The organism is Streptomyces sp. NBC_01426, assembly GCF_036231985.1.
Lineage (GTDB): Bacteria > Actinomycetota > Actinomycetes > Streptomycetales > Streptomycetaceae > Streptomyces.
This window is the reverse complement of the sequence record NZ_CP109500.1, coordinates 7,182,208-7,200,012: the sequence shown is the minus strand read 5'-3', so window position 1 is coordinate 7,200,012 and position 17,805 is coordinate 7,182,208. Positions and strand designations below refer to the sequence as shown.

Annotated in this window: 17 protein-coding genes and 1 pseudogene; 8 read left to right on the top strand and 10 right to left on the bottom strand. The window is 72.7% G+C overall.

The genetic code is table 11. The annotated features are described in order from the left end of the window. Positions 1–92: 92 nt before the first annotated feature. Positions 93–722: a DUF4232 domain-containing protein gene (locus OG906_RS32185; protein ID WP_329447557.1), complete on the bottom strand. Its 630-nt coding sequence runs from the start codon at positions 720–722 to the stop codon at positions 93–95. Positions 723–1,022: 300 nt separating this feature from the next. Here OG906_RS32185 and OG906_RS32180 point away from each other — a divergent pair, with 300 nt between their 5' ends. After that, positions 1,023–2,531 carry a helix-turn-helix domain-containing protein gene (locus tag OG906_RS32180; RefSeq protein WP_329447556.1) on the top strand — a complete coding sequence of 503 codons (1,509 nt, stop codon included), beginning with the start codon at positions 1,023–1,025 and terminating at the stop codon, positions 2,529–2,531. 133 nt (positions 2,532–2,664) lie between these two features. Here OG906_RS32180 and OG906_RS32175 read toward each other — a convergent pair whose 3' ends face one another. Both OG906_RS32175 and OG906_RS32170 read right to left on the bottom strand, forming a co-directional pair. Continuing rightward, positions 2,665–3,168, bottom strand: a complete 504-nt coding sequence (locus OG906_RS32175; protein WP_329447555.1) for a hypothetical protein — start codon at positions 3,166–3,168, stop codon at positions 2,665–2,667. Positions 3,169–3,176: 8 nt separating this feature from the next. Beyond that, positions 3,177–4,136 carry a Crystal protein ET79 gene (locus tag OG906_RS32170; RefSeq protein ID WP_329447554.1) on the bottom strand — a complete coding sequence of 320 codons (960 nt, stop codon included), beginning with the start codon at positions 4,134–4,136 and terminating at the stop codon, positions 3,177–3,179. A gap of 256 nt (positions 4,137–4,392) precedes the next feature. On the opposite strand from OG906_RS32170, the gene OG906_RS32165 reads away from it, so the two are divergent. Beyond that, positions 4,393–7,164 carry an AfsR/SARP family transcriptional regulator gene (locus OG906_RS32165; RefSeq protein WP_329447553.1) on the top strand — a complete coding sequence of 924 codons (2,772 nt, stop codon included), beginning with the start codon at positions 4,393–4,395 and terminating at the stop codon, positions 7,162–7,164. A 523-nt stretch (positions 7,165–7,687) separates the two neighbouring features. Next, positions 7,688–8,227: an EF-hand domain-containing protein gene (locus OG906_RS32160; protein WP_329447552.1), complete on the top strand. Its 540-nt coding sequence runs from the start codon at positions 7,688–7,690 to the stop codon at positions 8,225–8,227. A 79-nt stretch (positions 8,228–8,306) separates the two neighbouring features. Here the strand turns inward: OG906_RS32160 and OG906_RS32155 are convergent, their stop codons facing one another. Then, positions 8,307–8,699, bottom strand: coding sequence for a nuclear transport factor 2 family protein (locus tag OG906_RS32155; RefSeq protein ID WP_329447551.1), 393 nt, complete (start codon positions 8,697–8,699; stop codon positions 8,307–8,309). Positions 8,700–8,801: 102 nt separating this feature from the next. Between OG906_RS32155 and OG906_RS32150 the strand changes: the two genes are divergently transcribed. The 3 genes from OG906_RS32150 to OG906_RS32140 are packed head-to-tail and all read left to right on the top strand — an operon-like array spanning position 8,802 to position 10,189. Then, entirely contained in the window at positions 8,802–9,263 is a 462-nt protein-coding gene (locus OG906_RS32150; RefSeq protein ID WP_329447550.1) for a MarR family winged helix-turn-helix transcriptional regulator, read from the top strand. A gap of 48 nt (positions 9,264–9,311) precedes the next feature. Beyond that, entirely contained in the window at positions 9,312–9,590 is a 279-nt protein-coding gene (locus OG906_RS32145) for a hypothetical protein (protein WP_329447549.1), read from the top strand. After that, entirely contained in the window at positions 9,587–10,189 is a 603-nt protein-coding gene (locus tag OG906_RS32140; RefSeq protein WP_329447548.1) for a hypothetical protein, read from the top strand. Before OG906_RS32145 ends, OG906_RS32140 begins: the two co-directional genes overlap by 4 nt. 90 nt (positions 10,190–10,279) lie before the next feature. On the opposite strand, the gene OG906_RS32135 is transcribed toward OG906_RS32140, so the two are convergent. Further along, on the bottom strand, positions 10,280–11,425 hold the full coding sequence (locus OG906_RS32135; protein ID WP_329447547.1) for an epoxide hydrolase family protein: 1,146 nt from the start codon (positions 11,423–11,425) through the stop codon (positions 10,280–10,282). A 64-nt stretch (positions 11,426–11,489) separates the two neighbouring features. Between OG906_RS32135 and OG906_RS32130 the strand changes: the two genes are divergently transcribed. Further along, complete coding sequence (locus OG906_RS32130) at positions 11,490–12,458, top strand: helix-turn-helix transcriptional regulator (RefSeq protein WP_329447546.1); 969 nt, start codon at positions 11,490–11,492, stop codon at positions 12,456–12,458. A 94-nt stretch (positions 12,459–12,552) separates the two neighbouring features. Here the strand turns inward: OG906_RS32130 and OG906_RS32125 are convergent. Both OG906_RS32125 and OG906_RS32120 read right to left on the bottom strand, forming a co-directional pair. Then, positions 12,553–13,398, bottom strand: a pseudogene (locus OG906_RS32125) (endo alpha-1,4 polygalactosaminidase). Positions 13,399–13,641: 243 nt separating this feature from the next. Then, positions 13,642–14,346, bottom strand: coding sequence for a class I SAM-dependent methyltransferase (locus OG906_RS32120; RefSeq protein ID WP_329447545.1), 705 nt, complete (start codon positions 14,344–14,346; stop codon positions 13,642–13,644). A 271-nt stretch (positions 14,347–14,617) separates the two neighbouring features. Here OG906_RS32120 and OG906_RS32115 point away from each other — a divergent pair, with 271 nt between their 5' ends. Continuing rightward, positions 14,618–15,202: a hypothetical protein gene (locus tag OG906_RS32115; RefSeq protein WP_329447544.1), complete on the top strand. Its 585-nt coding sequence runs from the start codon at positions 14,618–14,620 to the stop codon at positions 15,200–15,202. Positions 15,203–15,305: 103 nt separating this feature from the next. Here OG906_RS32115 and OG906_RS32110 read toward each other — a convergent pair whose 3' ends face one another. The 3 genes from OG906_RS32110 to OG906_RS32100 form a co-directional block, all read right to left on the bottom strand. Beyond that, entirely contained in the window at positions 15,306–16,472 is a 1,167-nt protein-coding gene (locus OG906_RS32110) for an MFS transporter (RefSeq protein ID WP_329447543.1), read from the bottom strand. 27 nt (positions 16,473–16,499) lie between these two features. Beyond that, positions 16,500–16,961, bottom strand: a complete 462-nt coding sequence (locus tag OG906_RS32105; RefSeq protein WP_329447542.1) for a hypothetical protein — start codon at positions 16,959–16,961, stop codon at positions 16,500–16,502. 191 nt (positions 16,962–17,152) lie between these two features. Continuing rightward, entirely contained in the window at positions 17,153–17,734 is a 582-nt protein-coding gene (locus OG906_RS32100) for a TMEM165/GDT1 family protein (RefSeq protein WP_329447541.1), read from the bottom strand. Positions 17,735–17,805: the final 71 nt, after the last annotated feature.

Here is a 17,805-nt window from a genome sequence, read left to right as displayed (position 1 = left end):
CTCGCCCACCCCCGCACCGCCCCGGGCCCGCCCCGGGGCGGTGTCGTCGCTTCGGAGCGGGGCGCTTCGGGCCGGCGGGGCGAGTCGGTCGTTCAGTACGTCAGCGCGTCCTGCATCGAGGAGAGCCAATAGGTGACGGCCGCGCTGTCGTCCTTGTACGTGCCGGCCGGGAGCGTCACCTTGACCGGGGCGCCGACCGAACCGGAATCGCTGCGGGCAGCGAAGTGGAGGGTGAGCTTCTCGGGCTTGTAGCCGTGGGCCGCCTCACCGGTCGCGCTGCTGAGGGTCACCCCCGCGTACGCGGACTCGCCCGGGGCGAGGGTCGCGACGGCCTGCGGCTTGCTGTCCTCGACGATCTGCGTCGCGGCCTGTTCCTCGTCGAAACGCAGCAGGGGCGCCATGTAGACGTCGCAGGCGCGCTTTCCGGTGTTGGTGACGGTGAGCAGCATGTGGTTGACGGGGCGTTCCACCTTGGTGGCCACGATCTTCGTGGAACCGGCCGCGCAGGCCACGAAACCGGCCTCGGTGGGGGTGTGGGCGGCGGGCTGCGCCTTGCCGCTGTCGGTGGTGCCGATCGAGGGCTGCACGACGGAGGCCGCGCCGGCGGGAGACGGCTCCTTGGTCAGTGCGTCATTGCCTTGACACGCGGTCAGGGTCGTGGCTGCGAGCAGCGCGGCGGTGCAGGCGGTCAGGGCGGTGCGACGGGTACGGGTGGTGCGCATGATGCGGTCGTCCTTCTGGTGTGGGATGTGAGGCGGACTCAGTGACGGCCCAGGACCACGGTCAGGACCGAGATACAGGCGATCAGTACGGCGACGGCGACCACGTCGGTCGCGCCGAAACGTCTTGGCATGGCGGCTCCGGTTCCGGTGGCGCTGTCCCAAGGTTGCGGGGCTGTGCCGATCATGTGCCAGATACACGGGACAATGGGGGACGTTGGGACGTGGGACGGCCTGTGAGCTGGGCGGATGACCTGTCCCTGGAACGCCTGGTTGGAAAGACAGAGGGAGCGGGGGACCCGAGTGACCACGGGATCGGATGGCCTGGCCGGACTGTTGAGCGGGCTCAAGAAGCGTTCGGGGCTGAGCTACGGAGCGCTCGCCGGGCGGCTGCACGTGAGTACGTCGACGGTGCACCGGTACTGCAACGGAGATGCCGTTCCCACCGAGTTCGGGACGATCGAGCGGTTCGCCAAGCAGTGCGGGGCGACCCGCGACGAGTTGGTGGAGGCGCACCGGCGCTGGATCATCGCCGACGACGCGCGGCGGCGTCCGCGGCCGGCGGCCCACGAACCGGCCGAGCGGCCACCGGTCACGACCGGCACCTCGGGCACCCCGAGTGCGGCACCCGATGAGGCGGCCGGCGCAACCGGTCCGCACTCCCCCGCGCCAACGCCCGCGCCCGAGGACGCCCCGAAGGGCGGCGCGTTGCCGTTGACGGCACCGGAAGCGGAATCCGAGGGGAATGCGGATCCGGAGTCCGGTGCGACGCCGGCCGCCGCCCCCGGGGCTTCCGGCGCCGGCGCCACGCGATGGTCCCGGCGCGGTCGCGACGCCTCGCGGTCCGCGGCCGTCGGCTCCGCGGCCCGACGCCGTGGTGTGCGGATCGCCCTGGCGGCCGGGACCGTCGCGGTGCTCGCCGTGCCGGCCGCGTACGCCGTGACCCGCTATGCCGCGGACGAGCCGACCCCCTCGGGCCCCTCCGCGCCGGTGACGCCCTCGTCGGGCCGGACCTCGCCGTCCGCCCCCGGACCCGGGCCCGCAGCGAGTGCCTCCGCCTCGGCCGGTCCCACGGCGAGCGGTTCGGCCACCGCGGCCCGCGGCGCCTCCCCCGGCGCCGGGGCGAGCGCGCCCGCGCCCGGCCGGGAAGGGTCGAGCACGCCCGGGGGGACACCGCCCTCCGGCGACGGGGCGGCCGTGCAGCCACCGAGCGTCGGGGTCAGCTCGTACAACTGGGACGCCCCCTGCGGGGAGAACTACCTGCTCGATCAGCCGGAGGGTCAGGTCCCGCCGCCCAGCGCCCCGCAGGACACCCGGGGTTGGGCCCGGGCGCTCGGGGCCGTGGACGCCGGAGCGATGCGGCTCCAGCTGACCGCGAAGGGCCGCGCGGAGGAGGCGGTGGTCATCACCGGGATCGACGTGCGGGTGGTCGAGCGCGGCGCGCCCCTCGCGTGGCGGGCCTTCTCCATGGGCGACGGCTGCGGCAGCGGCATCACCCCGCAGACCTTCGACATCGACCTGGACGACGCCCGGCCCGTGACCAGGGCGAAGGACGGTCAGGACGGCGGAACCACCGTGCCCGCCAAGGGCTTCCCGTTCAAGGTCTCGTCGCACGACCCGCAGGTGTTCAACCTCGACATCCACACGGAGGGACATCAGGCGAGCTGGTACCTGGAGGTGGGTTGGAGCAGCGGTGACCGGCGCGGCACGGTGCGGGTGGACGACGGCGGTCGGCCCTTCCGCACGAGCGCGCTGGAGGGCCGGCCGAGGTTCGGCTGGTGGCCGGATCGCAGCGAGTGGGTCGCCTACTGATGGGGCGAACCGGATCCGGGACGGGATCAGGGTCGGGGTCCGGGCCGGGTGAGGACGGACAGTCCCTTCCCCTGTTTCTGATCAGGGTGCGGGTGGGTCGACCCGTACGGGTCGACCCACCCGCACCGGGGCCTCAGGGGCGCGTGTTGACCATGTACCACCAGTAGGCGTTGGTGGCCGAGACGACCGCTCCGGCGGCGGTGGCCATCAGGTAGCGGCCCGTCACCTTGTTGCGCAGTGCGACGGAACCGCCGGGGCCGGCGACCGTGTACCAGTGGAAGCTGTCCCCCTGGCCCTGTGAGACGAGGATCCCGTTACCCACGCCCTGCAGGCTCTGGCCGAACTGCTCCGCGTCCCTGTTCAGGAGCGAGATGGTGCCGTCGTTGTTGCCGCCGACCTGCCATACGGCGTCGTCGTGCCGGTTGCCGTACCAGAGCCGGCTGGCCTTGCACACGACGGAGCCGAAGTAGTCGGCGTCGCCGAGCCACTCGTCGGGCCGCTCCTGGGGCGCCATCACGTACGTCTGCCCCGGCGTGGGGTTGGCCGCGGCGGCGGGGGGCGGGGCGGCGGAGGCCGAACCGGCGGCGATCACGGTCAGTGCGGCGGCGCACGCCAGCGCCGCGGTGTGTCGGTTCACGGTCGTCCTCAGCCCTTGCTCACGGTGAAGGTGACGGCGGCGTTGTCGCCACCGCCGCCGTCCTGACGGCAGGTGAAGCCCGACGGGACGTCACAGGCGTACTTGTTGCTCCCCGAGTAGGGGTTGTTCCAGTGGATGGCGACGTTGCCGACCTCGTACATGTTGTAGACCGCCGACCCCTGCGTCCCGGTCATGAAGCCGTTCGACTCCGACTGCCAGGTGCCGTTGGACATCGGGTACACGCGGTCCGGCGGGACCATGTTGTCGCTCCACGTGCCGTGCGACAGGCTCGACGAGGTGCGGACCATCTCGTTGGGGGTGCGGTTCTGCAGGGTGACGTGCGTGCTGCGCGCGGCTGCGGCGGCGCTCGTCGCGTTCCGTGCCCCCGCGCCGGTGGTCGAGAAGCCGGATGCGGGTGTGGCCGCCCTGACCCCGTTCCGGCCGATCGTGAACGTCACCTCGGCGTTGTTGCCGCCACCACCGCTGCGCGAACAGCTGTAGCCGGCGGGGACGTCGCAGCTGTAGCCGTTGCCGCCGGCGTACGGGTTGTTCCAGTGGATGGAGATCTCGCCGTCGGTGCCGACCGCGTACCGGGCGTAGCCCTCGGTGCCCGTCATCATTCCCGAGGAGTGCGACCCCCAGGCGGCGGAGGCGCCTCCGTCGATCTTCTCGGGCGGTGTGGCGTCGTCCCAGACCCCGTGCGAGAGGGAGGTGTAGTTGCGGTACATCGTCGTCGTGGTGCCGTTGACGACGGTCACCTTGGTGCTGCGCGCCGACTGTGCCACCGCGGTGGACTGTCCGGGAGTGTCGTTGCCGGTCGAGGCGGTGGCGGTGACGGTCGGGGCGAGCAGCGCGGTGGCGGCCACGGCCACCACGACCGCGGCGCGCAGGGAGGCGGTTCCGCGTGCCGCGGAGGTGGTGGCCGTGCCCCTGCGGAAGGCCCTGCGGGATACCGGGTCGGTCGGCATGTGCGTCTCCTGTTCGTGGTTCCGGCTTGGCGGGACAGAGCCTGCCGACGTGGCCTAACAGGGATCTAACGCGGATTCCGGCAGCTGCCCGACGCGGCCGTTAGGAGGGGCGTCGGTCGCTGTCGCGGGGGTGCGCGCCCGTCGACATTGGCGTCCTTCTTGATGTGTTTCCGGCCTTTATCCGGCTTCGCCCGCGAGTGCATCCCTATCGCCTCGTAGGGTGCGGCCAGGAACGACGTGCGCAAGGGGGCATGTGATGGACTTCCGGTTGCTCGGACCGGTGTCGGCCTTCTCGGGGCGGGTCGAGGTGCCGATCGGGCCGCCCAAGCGTCGGGCCCTGTTGGCGTTGCTGGTGCTCGCGGAGGGCGCGTCGGTGGGCGCCGAGCGCATCATCGAGGGGTTGTGGGACGACCGGCCGCCGACGCACGCCCGGACCGTCGTCTACGGCCACGTGTCGGCCCTGCGCGGGTTGCTGCGGGAGGAGCCGGACACCGAACTCGTCACCAGGGACGGTGGGTACGCCCTGCACGCCCCGCCCGCCTCGGCGGACCTGTGGCGCTTTCGTGAGCTGGTGCGCGCGGCCGGGGTCTCTGGGGCGGAGCCGACGGAGTCGCTGCGGGAGGCCTTGGGGTTGTGGCGCGGTCGGGCGCTCGACGGGGTGGGTGACACGCCGCTGATGGCCGCGGCCGCCGACCGGCTGGTCGACGAACACCTGGCCGTGCTGGAACGTTTCGCTGCCGCCCTGCACGCAGGCGGGCGGGGTGCGGAGGCACTTTCGCTGCTCGGGCCCGCCGCGGAGCGGCACCCCCTGCGCGAGTCCCTGATCGCGGCCGTCGTCCGTGCGTTGCACCAGGCGGACCGTCAGGCCGACGCCGTCGCGCTGTACCGGCGTACGCAGCGCCGGCTGGCCGGGGAACTGGGCGTCGACCCGGGCGCCGCGCTGTCCGAGGCGTACCTGACGCTGCTGCGTTCCGGGCCGCCGCGGCGCCCGGCCGCGCCCGCCGCCCGGCGGGCCCCGGTGTCACCGCCGCGGGCGCCCGACCACCGGCCGGCCATCGCCGTACAGGCGCCCGCGAGGCCCTCGCCGTTCCTGCTGCCGCGTGCCCCGGCCGGCTTCGTCAGCCGTACGGACGATCTCGCGCGGCTGACCCTGGTCGCCCGTGCGGACCGGGCGCCGCTGAGCGTGATCACCGGCCCGGCCGGGGTCGGCAAGACCTCGCTCGCGGTCCACTGGGCGTACGCCCACGCCGCCGACTTCCCCGACGGCGTCCTGTACGCCGACCTGCGGGCCGGTGGGCCGGACGGCGCGGGCTGCCTGACGACCGGTGTCCTGCACGACTTCCTCCAGGCCTTCGGCGTTCCCGAGGAGCGGCTGCCGGCGGAGGCGCGCGCCACCGAGAACCTGTACCGGGCCACGCTCGCCGGCCGCCGTACCCTCGTCCTCCTCGACAACGCCGGCGACTCGGGCCAGGTACGTCCGCTGCTGCCCGGAACACCCGGCTCCACGGTGCTGGTCACCAGTCGCAACCGGATGGAGGGGCTCGTGGCGACGGACTGCGCGCGGCTGCTGCCGCTCGAACGGCTGGCGCCCGCGGACGGGGTGCGGGTGCTGCGCACCGTCATCGGCGCCGATCGGGTGGACGCGGAGCCGGCCGCCGCCGCGGAGCTGTCCGTGCTGTGCGACGGCCTGCCGTTGGCGCTGCGGTTGGCCGCGGCGAGGCTGGCGGCGCGGCCCCGGCTCGCGCTGCGCGCCATGGCCGACGACCTGCTCGACGAGCAGCGGCGGCTCTCCCTGCTGAACGGCGAGGACCTCGGTGTCGAGGCGACACTGCGGATGAGCGTGCACCAGTTGCCGCCGGACGCCGCGCTGCTGTTCCGTCAACTCGCCCTGCACGTGGGGTCGGAGATCGACCGGGGGGCCGCGTCCGCGCTCGGCGGGCTGCCGCTCCCGGCGGCCGGCGAGGCCCTGGAGGCCCTGGCCGCGGCCCATCTCGTCGAGGAACGGACCAGCGGCCGGTACCTGATGCACGATCTGACCCGCCTGTACGCGCGGTCCTTCGCGGACCGGGCCGACGGCGCGGGACTGCGGCGGCTGCTGGTGCACTACCTGTCCGCCGCCCGCGCCGCGACGGTGGCGGCCGAACCGGGCAGCCAGCCCTGCTGCACCGTGCCCGCGGACCTGGCCCCGGCCGGCCCGCCGCCCGTCTTCACCGACCGTCTCCAGGCGATGGCCTGGCTGGGTACCGAACGGGCCAACCTGACCGCGGCGGTCGCCGCCGCGGTGGGGGCGGGGTTCCCGGATGTGGCCTGGCGCATCGCCGTACAGCTGTGGCCGCTCGTCGTGCGGCAGGTGCACGACGGCTGGGAGCCGGTCCTGCTGCGCGCCCTCTCCGCCGCCACCGGGATCGGCGACCCGGACGCGCAGTCGCGGCTGCGTTCGCTGCTCGGCTGGGTCCTCACCGAGAACGGCCGGCACACCGCCGCGCTGGAGCACCTGCACCGTGCCCCGGAACTCGCCGAACGGGCCGGCGATCCGGTCGGCCGGGTCATCGCCCTGATCAACTGGGCGGTGGCGCTGGAACGCGCGGGCGACCTGTCGGGCGCCGGAGAGCGCCGCGAACAGGCCGCCCGTGCGGCCCGGGACCTCGATCACCCCCACACCGAGGTCCTGGCCCTGTACCACCTGGCCACCCACTACCTCACCACGGGGCGTCCGTCGGAGGCGCTGGCCCACTGCCGCCGCGGCTTGGAACTCGCCTCGGACGAGCAGTCGGACGAGCGCCGTGCGCTGCTCCTCGACACCTGCGGCAAGGCGTTGCGGGCCCTGGGCCGGGCCGAGGAGGCCCGGCGTTGTTGGACCCGGGCGGCGGCCCTCGCCGGGCACCGGGGGCCGGGTGACGACACCTCAGCGGCGCCCGCCCGGGGGCGCCGGCGTCAGACCCACGGCACCTCGAAGGTCACCGAGGCGTTGTTGCCGGGGCCGCCCGGCCTCCGGCAGCCGTGGCCGGACGGCACGCGGCAGTCGTAGGTGTTGCCGCCGAAGTACGGGTTGTTCCAGTGGATCTCCACGTGGCCGTGGCCCGTCCAGTAGACCACCCGGCCCCGGCTGCCGGTCAGGAACCCGTTCGACTCCGACTGCCAGGAGGCCGAACCGGACGCGGGATCGTCTCGGGCAGCACCGTCGCCGGGCGCCGTCCCGGCCGCCCCCGCACCGTCCGCCGTTGCGTCCCGCCCTTGTGTCCATGACCGTCTCCCTGTCCGCGTCCGGTCCGTTCGGATCGAGGCGCGGGTCCGGCCCGACGCCCGGACGGAACGTTGCCGCAGGCGGCTAACGGCCGGCGTGACGCGGACCTAACGCCGGGTCGGTGCGCCCGTGACCACCGCGGGCCGAAGGCCTGCCGGCCCTGCGGAGGGACCGTCGGCGGGTGACCGTTCGCGCACATGTGCTCGTGGGGCCGGGGGCGCGCCCCGGCCTAGAGTTACGCGCTGTCCGCCGGCCCCGACGGGTCGGCGACGTTCGTGGTTCGGTTCGGCGTCGAGGGAGACCGCTCATGGCCAGCGCGTTTCAGGAACTCAAGCTCAAGGGGATGTTCGCCGCGTTCGACGCGGACGGCGACGGCTTCCTGCGCGAGGAGGACTTCACCGCGCTCGTCGCCCGGTGGAGCCGCCTGCCGGGGGTGGGGCCCGGCACGGAGGTCCGCGCACGGGTGGAGGCCCTGCTGATGGGGTGGTGGGCGGCGCTGCTGGAAACCGGGGACGCCAACGGGGACGGCGCGATCGACATGGGTGAGCTGCTCGCCCTCGTCGACAGGCTGCCCGCCATGGTCGCGGACGTCACCGCGACCGCGGACACCGTCTTCGACGCCGTGGACGCCAACGGCGACGGCCGCATCTCCCCCGAGGAACACCGCAGGCTCGTGGAGACGTGGAACGGGCAGCCCGTGGACGTGACGGGTGTCTTCGAACTGCTCGACCTGAACGGCGACGGCCACCTCAGCCGGGAGGAGTTCGCGCTGCTGTGGCGCCAGTTCTGGATCAGCGACGATCCGGCGGAGCCGGGCAACTGGCTCTGCGGCCGGTTCTCCGGCTGACCTGACGGGACCCGCGGCCCGGCGACGCGCACGCCACCGGGCCGCGCGGGGTCGGGCGCGGGCGGGTGGCCGGTCGTCGTCAGCGTGCGCTTCCGAGGTTCCGGTCCGCCTCGCTGCCGGACAGCATGAGCGTGGTCTCCTCGATGCGGCGGAATCGGCCGTCCGCGGCGAACTCGCCGAAGAGGTAGACCTCGGTGCGGACGGCGGAACCGTCCTTCTTGACGACGTCGACGGTGTGACGATCGGCGTACAGCCGTCCGTCGGTCAGTTCCTCGTGCACCTCGATGCTGCCCTCCGCTATCACCGTGCGCAGGTGGGCGATGTGGGCGATGAACCCGTCACGCTCGTCCCACGTGCCGTCCGTGCGCTGACGGTAGTCGGGGGCGAAGTGCCGGTCGACGGCTTCCCGGAGGTCGAGTCCGGGGGTGAACAGGAGGTCGTCGAGGGCGGCGGCGATGGTGGTGTGGCTCATGGTTGTCCTCCGTGCAAGGTGACGCGAATCAGCGAATGCGTGCGCTGCGCACGCTTCAGAGCATACACAGACTGCGTGCGCGACGCACGCTATTCTTGAGGCGTGAACAACGAGACGGGACACGAGATCGCCGACGCCCTGGGCGACCTGCTCAAGCGCACGCTCCGGGCCGGCCTGTACCGGGCCCTCACCGAGGACCTGGGCGAGGCCGTCGACGAGGTCACCTACCCGGTACTCAGCGGGCTGGCCAGAACGGGCCCCCGCAGCGCGGCCGACCTGGCCGCCGACGTGGGACTGGACCGTTCCGGCGTGAGCCGGCGGGCCTCACGACTGGAGGCCGCGGGCCTCGTGCGGCGCGAACAGGACCCGACCGACCGGCGGGCCGTCCTGCTCACACTCACCCCCCGGGGCGCCCGCACGGTGGAGATCATGCGGCAGCGCCTGGCCTCACGCATCGAGGCGTCCCTCGACTCCTGGCCACCGGGGGAGGCCCGCTCGTTCGCCGCCCACCTGCGGCGGTTCGTCGACGAAGGCCCCTTCACCGAACCCGGCGCTCCACGATGACGTCAATGAATCCTTGACAAGGCTCCCGCGTCAAGGTTTCCTTGACACATGCCGAACCTCAAGACGAACACCGCACCCAACGGCGCCACTTCGGCGCTGACCGCCCTTCTGCCGCTGGTCACGGTCATGCCCGCGCTCACGGCGATGTTCGCCGACAAGCTCAGCACCCCCGCGACCATCGCCCTGATCGCGCTGGACCTCGCCCTGGTCGCCCTCACGGCCGGATGCTTCGCCCGGTCGGCGGCGGCCCGAGCCGCGGCCGACCGCGCACGCCGCGACGAGGACGTGCTGGATGCGCTCGACCACCGACCCGGGCAGCAGCGTTGAGCGGCGAGCACCTGCTCGGCCCGCAGGAGGCCGCCAGGATCCGCGAGGGCATCGCCGCGGCCGTACTGGGCGTCTCCGACGACCTGGCCGACTCCCTCGAACACGACGCCGCGGGCTACCTGCGCCTGGTCGACGCCTCGCGCGTCGGCGCCGAGGAGGCCGGCCGGCTGCTGCGCGAGGCCGTCCAGGGCGCCAGGGCGGCAGGCCACAGCTGGGACACCGTCGGCCGGGTCCTGGGAGTGAGCCGCCAGGCCGCGCAACAGCGGTTCGCGAACAAGGGGAAGGACTCCGCCCCATCCGGATCGTCCGGCGGCCCCGACGCCCCGGAGCGACGGATCCTCACCCCCCTGACCGCGTTCAACGAGATGGCCGCGCTCGCCGACGCCGGGCGCGACGGGTGGCACCTGGTCGGCTACGGCGCCTTCTTCCACGAGGTCGAGGCCTCCGACCGGCCCTGGGAGCACTGCCGGGTTCCGGTGGTGTCCGGCGGACGCCACCGGCGCCTGGAGGCCGAGGGATGGACCGCGGTCGGCGAGGGCTGGTTCCCCTGGCGCTACTACAAGCGCCCGCTGCCCGCCGGGAACGGCGACAAGCACTGACCGGTGAGTGGCCGACGGCCCGCAGCCCGGACCCGGCGCCGGAAATCGGCAGGCGTCAGGCGTCAGGCGTCAGGCGTCAGGCGTCAGGCGTCAGGCGTCGAGCGTGTCGAAGAAGGCGCGGACATCGCTCACGAAGGCCTCCGGCTGCTCCAGCGCGAGGAAGTTGCCTCCCTGCTCCAGCTTGGTCCAGTGGGTGACGTGGTGGTCCCGCTCGGCGAAGCGCCGGATGGCGATGTCGGTGTCCAGGACGACGGCCACACCGGTCGGGACGGTGCCGCGCGGCTTCGGGGCCCAGGCGCTCGGGTCGTGGGCCGACTCGTAGTACAGGTTCGCGGAGGAGCCCGCCGTACCGGTGAACCAGTAGACGCTGATGTTGGTCAGCAGTCGGTCGCGGCCCACGGCGTCCTCGGGAAGCTCGGCGTCCGGGTCCGTCCACTCCTTGAACTTCTCGGCAATCCAGGCCAGTTGACCGACCGGTGAGTCGTGCAGTCCGTGGGCGAGGGTCTGCGGGCGGGTGGACTGGATGGCGTTGAAGCCCATGCCGTCCTGCTGGAAGTTCTCCAGTCGTGCCAGTCGCTCCTGCTCGGGCCCGGTCAGCCCGTCGCATTCGCCCGGGGCCCCCGAGGGGAAGGTGACCAGGCCGTTGACGTGGACGCCGATGACTCGATCGGGCGCCTGACGCCCCATCTCCAGGGCGATCCAGGCGCCCCCGCCCGTCCCCTGGGTGCCGTAGGTGACGTAGCCGAGCCGCGCCATCAGCTCGACGAACGCACCCGCGATGCGGCCGGTGTTCCAGCCGGCCTCGCCGAGCGGGCCGGAGAAACCGGTGCCGGGCGTGGAGGTGACGACGACGTGGAAGTCCCGTGTCAGCGGCTCGATGACGTCGACGAACTGCACGAACGAGCAGGGCCAGTCGTGTACCAGGAGCAGCGGAACGGCCGCCGGGTTCTGCGAACGGACGTGCAGGAAGTGGATGTTCTGGCCGTCGATCTCGGTGGTGAACTGCGGGAACCGGTTGAGTTCCGCCTCCGCCTTCCGCCAGTCGAAGCCGTCGGCCCAGTAAGCAGCCAGTTCCTTGAGGTACGCGGTCGGCACGCCCCGGCTCCAGCCGGTGCCGGGGATCTCGCTGCCCCAGCGCGTACGCGCCAACCGGGTGCGCAGGTCGTCGAGTTCCTCCTGCGCGACGTCAATGCGGAAGGGGCGGATCCGGGCGTCGGTGTTGCTGCTGGTCTCCATGGGTAGGACAGTATTCTCGATATAGGCACGCTTCGTTCCTATAAAGACCTCAGGCTTGGGTTTCATGCTCGACACTTCCGCACGTCTGCTGCGTCTGCTCTCCCTGCTGCAAACCCCGCGCGCCTGGCCGGGCTCCGAACTGGCCGAGCGCCTGGGGGTGAGCGGGCGTACCGTCCGCAACGACATCGACCGCCTCCGGGAACTCGGCTACCCCGTGGACGCCACGCGCGGGGCCGCCGGCGGGTACCGGCTGGGCGCCGGGGCTGCGATGCCGCCGCTGCTCTTGGACGACGAGGAGGCGGTCGCGGTCACGATCGCGGTGCGCACCGCCGCGCAGGGCGCCGTCCCCGGCACCGAGGAGACCTCGCTCCGGGCGCTGGCCAAGCTCGAACAGGTGCTGCCGTCGCGGCTGCGTCGACGGGTGCGGACACTCCAGGCGTACACCGTGGCCGTGCCGGCCGACCGGCCGGCCCCGACGGTCTCCGCGGACGTGCTGACCACCCTGGTGTCCGCCTGTCGCGACCGGGAACGGCTGCGCTTCGACTACCTGGACCACGCCGGGTCGCCGACCCGGCGTGTCGTGGAGCCGCACCGGGCGGTGAACTGGGGGCGTCGCTGGTACCTCGTGGCGTGGGACGTCGAGCGGGAGGACTGGCGGACGTTCAGGGTCGACCGGATCCGGCCCCGCACCCCGACCGGGCCGCGTTTCGCCCCGCGCGAGGTGCCCGGTGGCGACTTCGCGGCGTACGTCTCCGGACGCGTGTCGGGCGCCGCCTGGCGCCACCACGCGCGCGTGACCGTCCACGCGCCGGCGGCGGCGGTGATCGAGCGGATCAACCCGGCGGTGGGCACGGTGGAGGCGATCGACGCGGACAGCTGCACCCTGGTCACCGGCGCCGACACGGTGGGGACCCTGGCCGTCCACCTGAGCCTGCTCGACTTCGACTTCGACGTCACCGAGCCCCCGGAGCTGGTCACCCACCTGCGGCGGCTCGCCGAGCGCTACGCCCGCTCGACGCCCCCGCCCGCCTGAGCGAACGCCCTTCCCGGCCGGGGGGGCGGGCACCGGCGAGGGGCCGGGCGCGGGTGACGGGCCCCGCACGTGGAGGGGTGGCGGGGCCCGTCGGTCAGCAGGACCGGTAGCGGTAGTCGCCCGATCCGGGGGCGGAGACGTCCAGGTCACGCTGGACGATGGAGAGCTTCGAGCCCCAGGCGGAGCAGGCCCGGTGGTAGCCGGAGGCCTCGTACTCGATGACGAACACGCGGTTCGCGTACGCCTTCGCGAAGTCCCCGCATTCGTCGTACTGGCCGCACTCCTCGGCCACGGCGAAGTCGAAGCCGACCTTCGCGCGGTCGGGGAGCATCTCGGCGGTGTTCTTCTGGCCGACGGCGAGGCCGTCGGCGTGCGCGCGGTCGGCCAGGAGCTTGGCGAAGGCGACGTTGTTCGCCTTCGCCAGGCGGCCCTTGGACCGGCTGAAGGAGTCGAGGTTGTCCGGTTCGACGGCCTGGTAGCTGCTGCGGGCGCAGCCGCCGATCCAGCCTCCGACGATCTTCGCGAGGCGGGTGCGCTTGTCGGCCGTCGAGGTGTCCAGGAGCGCCTCGCCCCAGTTCTCGTCGATCACGGGCTTCTTGCTGCCGTCGCGCAGCACCAGGTCCGGGTGGTTCCTCTGCCACCAGTCGAAGGCGTCGGGCTGGGCCTGGAAGGCGTTGACGTAGCAGACGTTGTACAGGCCCGGGGCGGGCTTCGCGGAGCGGTCGCGGGAGACCGCCTTCACGCCCTTGGGGGGCGTGTACGCCTGTCCGATCTGTTAGTCGAAGGCCATGTTCGCCGTGGGGAGCCGGGGGGCCGCGGTCTGCCCGGCGGATGCCTGGAAGAGCATCAGGCCCGCTCCGAGGGCGGCCGTGACGCCGACCGCGCCGGCGGCGAGGGTGCGCTTGCGGCGCAGGAAGGGGGGTGCGGAGTGTTTCGGCACGCGTTCTCCAGTACGAGGTGCGGTCTGGTGATCGCATCCTTCGCGAGGAGTCATGAGGACTTCATGAGACGGGGCCGTTCACGGGCACCGTGCTCCGTCCTCGGGCGCGCCGTGCCTCGCGCGGTCCGAGTACGAGGCGGAACACCGACCCGCCGCCCGGCCGGGTGTCCGCGGTGAGGGCGCCGCCGTGGGCGGTGGCCACCGAGGGTTCCAGCGAGGCGGTCAGGGTGTGCGGGCCGGCCGTCAGCTCCTCGCAGACCTGCTCGACCAGTCGGTCCAGGCGCAGCGGGACCGGGCGCAGGGTGTCGGCCGCTCCCTGGGGGCGGCCCCGCGTGAGGACGTTGTCGACGACGTCGGTGAGCCGTTCGGTGGCGCGCCGGATGCGCGGCAGGTGCGGGTCCAGACCGCGCGGGTCCGTCCCGGCCACGTCCACGGAGCCTCGCCGGCCAGGAGTTCCGGGGTCAGTCCCGCACTGACGGTGTACTCCTGGAGCAGGGAGTGGCGCGAGATCCCCGCGACCGCCACGAGGCCGCCCGGTACCGCGACCCTGCGCGCTTCCCGGAGCGCCGCGAGCCGCTCTCCCCGCTCGGACAGGTGGTACAGGGGCCCCAGGAGCAGCACCGCGTCCCAGCTGTCCGCGGGGAGGGCCGACTCCCGTGCGTCACCCAGCTCTGCCGAACAGCCGGGCGCGTACTCCCGCGCCTGTTCCACGTGTTTGGGTACGGGGTCCACCAGCAGCACCTCGTACCCGTCCTCGACGAGCCAACGCGCGTGGGTTCCCGGTCCTCCGCCCACGTCCAGGACGCGCGCGGGAGGTGGGGGCAGGGACCGGCGCAGCAGCTCGCGGGTCCGTTCGAACTCCAGGCGCCCCACGGCCGTCGTGTGGAGGCGGGAGGCTTCGTCGTACTCCGTGTAGTACGACGCGATGAGCGGATCGATGGATGTCATACCCCATGACGGTAGGGTCGCGCGCACCGACTGTCATCGGGATATCACAGAGCGCTGTCCGGGAAGGCTCTCGGCGGCAAAGAAGACTCGCGACGGCGACCGGACATCCACGACCACCACCACCCGGCTCGGGAGAACACACTCCGACTGTTGCCGGATTCCACTATTCCGGGCACCATCAGCGCACACGGCCCTCGCCCGGCCGCCGCGCAGCCCCACAGCCCCGCAGCTCTGACCCTCAGCCCGCAGCCTCGAATCGAAAGTCACACGAGTGAACACCCATCACGGAGATGACACGAGCCACCACCTGGCGTGGGCCGGGAGCGCGATCGACGATCTCAACGCGGGCGACGAAGCGGACAGATCGCTCGGCGAAGCACTCGGCACCACCGGCGACCTCCGCGCGGAGAACGCCCAACGTCGCGCGGAGGCGGTTCGCGCCGCGGCCATGGGTCTCCCGCCCGCCGCCTGCGCCCTCGCCGCCGGGATCTCCGAGCGCATGCTCACCGTGTGGCAGGGCACCGATCCGCACTTCAACGCGGCCATGGCCACCGCGCAGGCTCTGGCTCACGCTCACGGATTGACCGGTTCGGCCGCTCCGACCAGTCCGTTCGCGCTCCGGCTCCTGCTGAGGGCCGTACAGGGCGGGGCAGGCATCTTCGCCGCCGCCGAACAGCTCGGGATCCCGCGCCACCGTCTACAGAAACTGCGTACCAACCCCCGCGTGGCCGCCCTCGTCACCGCCGCGCAGAGCATCGGCCGCAAACCCGCCCCACGCGGCTCGAAGCCGTACGCATACCGCCTCGTTCGCACCTCACCGACGGGCGATCCCCCCGCCGCGCCCGGGAAGTCCTGACCGCCCGAGGTCAGGTGTGGGAGGCGCGGGATCCGTGGTCCCGATCCGTGGTCCCGATCCGGGTGACCGCTGAGGAGGACGCGCGGCGGCGGTTGCGGAAGCCTCATTCCACGGGCGGCGTACCGTCGTTGACGCGCACCGGTCCGGAGCCCTCACCCGCGGGCAGTGCGCGCATGGTGCGCAGCGGGGAGAGGAAGGTGGGAACGGCGCTCACCGTCATCCCGGCCGCACCGATCCACAGGGTGGCCGTCGCTCCGAACACGGAGCCCGAGGCGCCGCCCAGGAGCCCGCCCAGGGGGATGCCGCCCGAGGACACGAACCGGGCCGTCGCGCTCATCCGGCCCAACAGCCGATCCGGCGTGAGCGCCTGCTGGAAACCCGCCTGGGCCACGAACCGGACGACCCCACCCAGCGAAAGAGCCGCGAGGCCGAACACGGCCACGAAGACGCTCCACCCCGGTCGAGCCATGGGCATGAGAACGGTCAGCGGGGAGGTCAGGAGCGGTGCGAGCCAGATGACCGGGCCCTGTCCGACCCACTTCGAGACCCTGGTCGCCAACAGGGCACCCGTCAGGGCGCCGCAACCCATTCCCGAGAAGACGAGGCCGATTCCGAAGGAGCCGAGGCCCAATTCCCTTTCCAGGAAGACGAGCAGCATGGTCTGGTACATCACCAGGAAGAGGTTGAACACGGCGTCGCCGAGCACGATCGCGCGCAGCGCGGGGTACCGGAGGACGAACGTGAGCCCTTCCTTGATCTCTCGACCCAGCCGAGGGCGTCCGCTCGGCTCCGGTTTCCGTTCGGGCTTCCTGATGCCGCTCGCGAGCAGACCCGACCAGGCCATGCCGACCGAACTCACCAGGAGGGTCGCGGGGGCTCCGATCCAGCCGATCATCGGTCCCGCCACTCCCGGCCCGCTGATACTGGTCACCGAGCGGATCGCGGAGAGCTTCGCGTTGCCTTCGACGAGGTGGTCGCGCCCCACGAGATGGGGCAGGTAGCTGACGTGGGCGACGTCGAAGAAGACGGTCAGCACGCCGTGCGCCAAGGCGACCGCGCAGAGCCACCGGATCGTCAGGAGGTCCGTCCACCACGCCACCGGGATCGTCAGCAGGATCAGCGCCCTCGCGAGGTCCGTGCCGATCATCACCGAACGCTTGCGCACGCGGTCCACCCACGCGCCCGCCGGCAGCCCGACCAGGAGCGAGCCTGGGGAGAACCGAACAGGAGACCCGTCGATCCTCGCATCGCGTCCGACGCCACCCGTCACCACCTTCGCGACTCACGGCCGCGGGGCTCAGGCGGTCGGCGCCGGCCCGGCGAGGAAGTGGGAGCGGGCCCGGGAAAGGTACATCGGGACCACCGCCGCCGCGGCCAGCAGGTCGGGCAGGGCGTTGAGGGCGGACCACCACGCGGGCCCCTCCACCGTGCCGAGCCCCCCGGCCCGGAACACCAGGAACCCCACCCCGACGACGGTCAGTACCGCCCGGGCCCACCCGCGGCCGGCGCGCATCCGTCCCGCCACGACCAGCCAGGCGACCAGGAGAACGGCAAGTGCGCCCGCCCCCACGGCGATCCGGACGATCGCGGCGTCCCGGCCCGCGTACTCGGTCAACTCGTCCAGGCTCGTCGGCGGCGCCACGAAGGCACCGAGGAACCAGACGAGCACCTCCGCGGCGACGGCCGCCAGAGTGAGCCTCCACGCGGCCTCGATCTGCCCCAGGCGCCCGGAACCACTGCCTGTCGTACCGGTCGTCATCACAGCCTCCTTGGGGGTACGCCCTGTCAGAGGGCGAGCGGGGCGCGAAGGTTCCCGGACGGGGCATGTCGACCCGATCCGCCCTCAACTCCCGGCTCCACGGGCGACCTTCGGGCCGGAACCGCGCCCCGGGGGCGCGGGGCACACGGCGGCGCCCGCCGTGTGCCCCGCCAGGTCGTCGGCCGACGACATCAGCCGGTGAAGGCCTCGATGAGCGTCCAGAGGGCGAGTGCGCCCATGCAGGCGGCGCCGATGCGCTGAACGGTCTTGAGGGGCACGCGCTGGGCGATGAAACGACCCACCAGCAGGGCGAGGGCGGAGACCGACATCAGCGCGAGGGCGGAGCCGATGGCGGTGGACAGCCAGCCGTTGGTGGCGGCCAGGTTGGCCGTGGTGATCTGGGTGAGGTCGCCCCATTCGCTGATGAAGACGGCCATGAACGCGGTGGTGTAGACGGGCCAGAAGCCCGTGACGGTCTTGGCGGCTCCGTCCTCGTCGTCATCGTCGCCGCTGCGGAGCAGGACGAGGGCGCCGAACGCGAACAGGGCGGCGGAGACGAGTTTCACGGCGATGTCCGGCAGCAGACCGAGCAGGCTGCCCGCGCCGACGGCGATGGCCACGTGCACGATGAAGGCGGTGGAGGTGCCGAACCACACGTACAGCGGCCGCATCCGAGTACCCATGGCCAGCGAGGCGAACATGGTCTTGTCGGGGAGTTCCGCGAGGAAGATCAGCCCGAAGGCGGTGATGATCGCCAGGGGGTCGAAGGTCATTCCCTTGCTTTCTGCTGGGGCCGGGCCGTCAGCTCGTACGGCACCCAGGGGGCGACGGGAAGAACCACTCG

What these genes read in the sequence shown, in the direction of transcription:
- OG906_RS32170 (WP_329447554.1), bottom strand. Translation starts at nt 4,136, where the DNA reads ATGCCGACCGACCCGGTATCCCGCAGGGCCTTCCGCAGGGGCACGGCC.
- OG906_RS32120 (WP_329447545.1), bottom strand. Translation starts at nt 14,346, where the DNA reads ATGACATCCATCGATCCGCTCATCGCGTCGTACTACACGGAGTACGAC.
- OG906_RS32145 (WP_329447549.1), top strand. Translation starts at nt 9,312, where the DNA reads ATGCCGAACCTCAAGACGAACACCGCACCCAACGGCGCCACTTCGGCG.
- OG906_RS32105 (WP_329447542.1), bottom strand. Translation starts at nt 16,961, where the DNA reads ATGACGACCGGTACGACAGGCAGTGGTTCCGGGCGCCTGGGGCAGATC.
- OG906_RS32100 (WP_329447541.1), bottom strand. Translation starts at nt 17,734, where the DNA reads ATGACCTTCGACCCCCTGGCGATCATCACCGCCTTCGGGCTGATCTTC.
- OG906_RS32165 (WP_329447553.1), top strand. Translation starts at nt 4,393, where the DNA reads ATGGACTTCCGGTTGCTCGGACCGGTGTCGGCCTTCTCGGGGCGGGTC.
- OG906_RS32135 (WP_329447547.1), bottom strand. Translation starts at nt 11,425, where the DNA reads ATGGAGACCAGCAGCAACACCGACGCCCGGATCCGCCCCTTCCGCATT.
- OG906_RS32185 (WP_329447557.1), bottom strand. Translation starts at nt 722, where the DNA reads ATGCGCACCACCCGTACCCGTCGCACCGCCCTGACCGCCTGCACCGCC.
- OG906_RS32160 (WP_329447552.1), top strand. Translation starts at nt 7,688, where the DNA reads ATGGCCAGCGCGTTTCAGGAACTCAAGCTCAAGGGGATGTTCGCCGCG.
- OG906_RS32155 (WP_329447551.1), bottom strand. Translation starts at nt 8,699, where the DNA reads ATGAGCCACACCACCATCGCCGCCGCCCTCGACGACCTCCTGTTCACC.
- OG906_RS32130 (WP_329447546.1), top strand. Translation starts at nt 11,490, where the DNA reads ATGCTCGACACTTCCGCACGTCTGCTGCGTCTGCTCTCCCTGCTGCAA.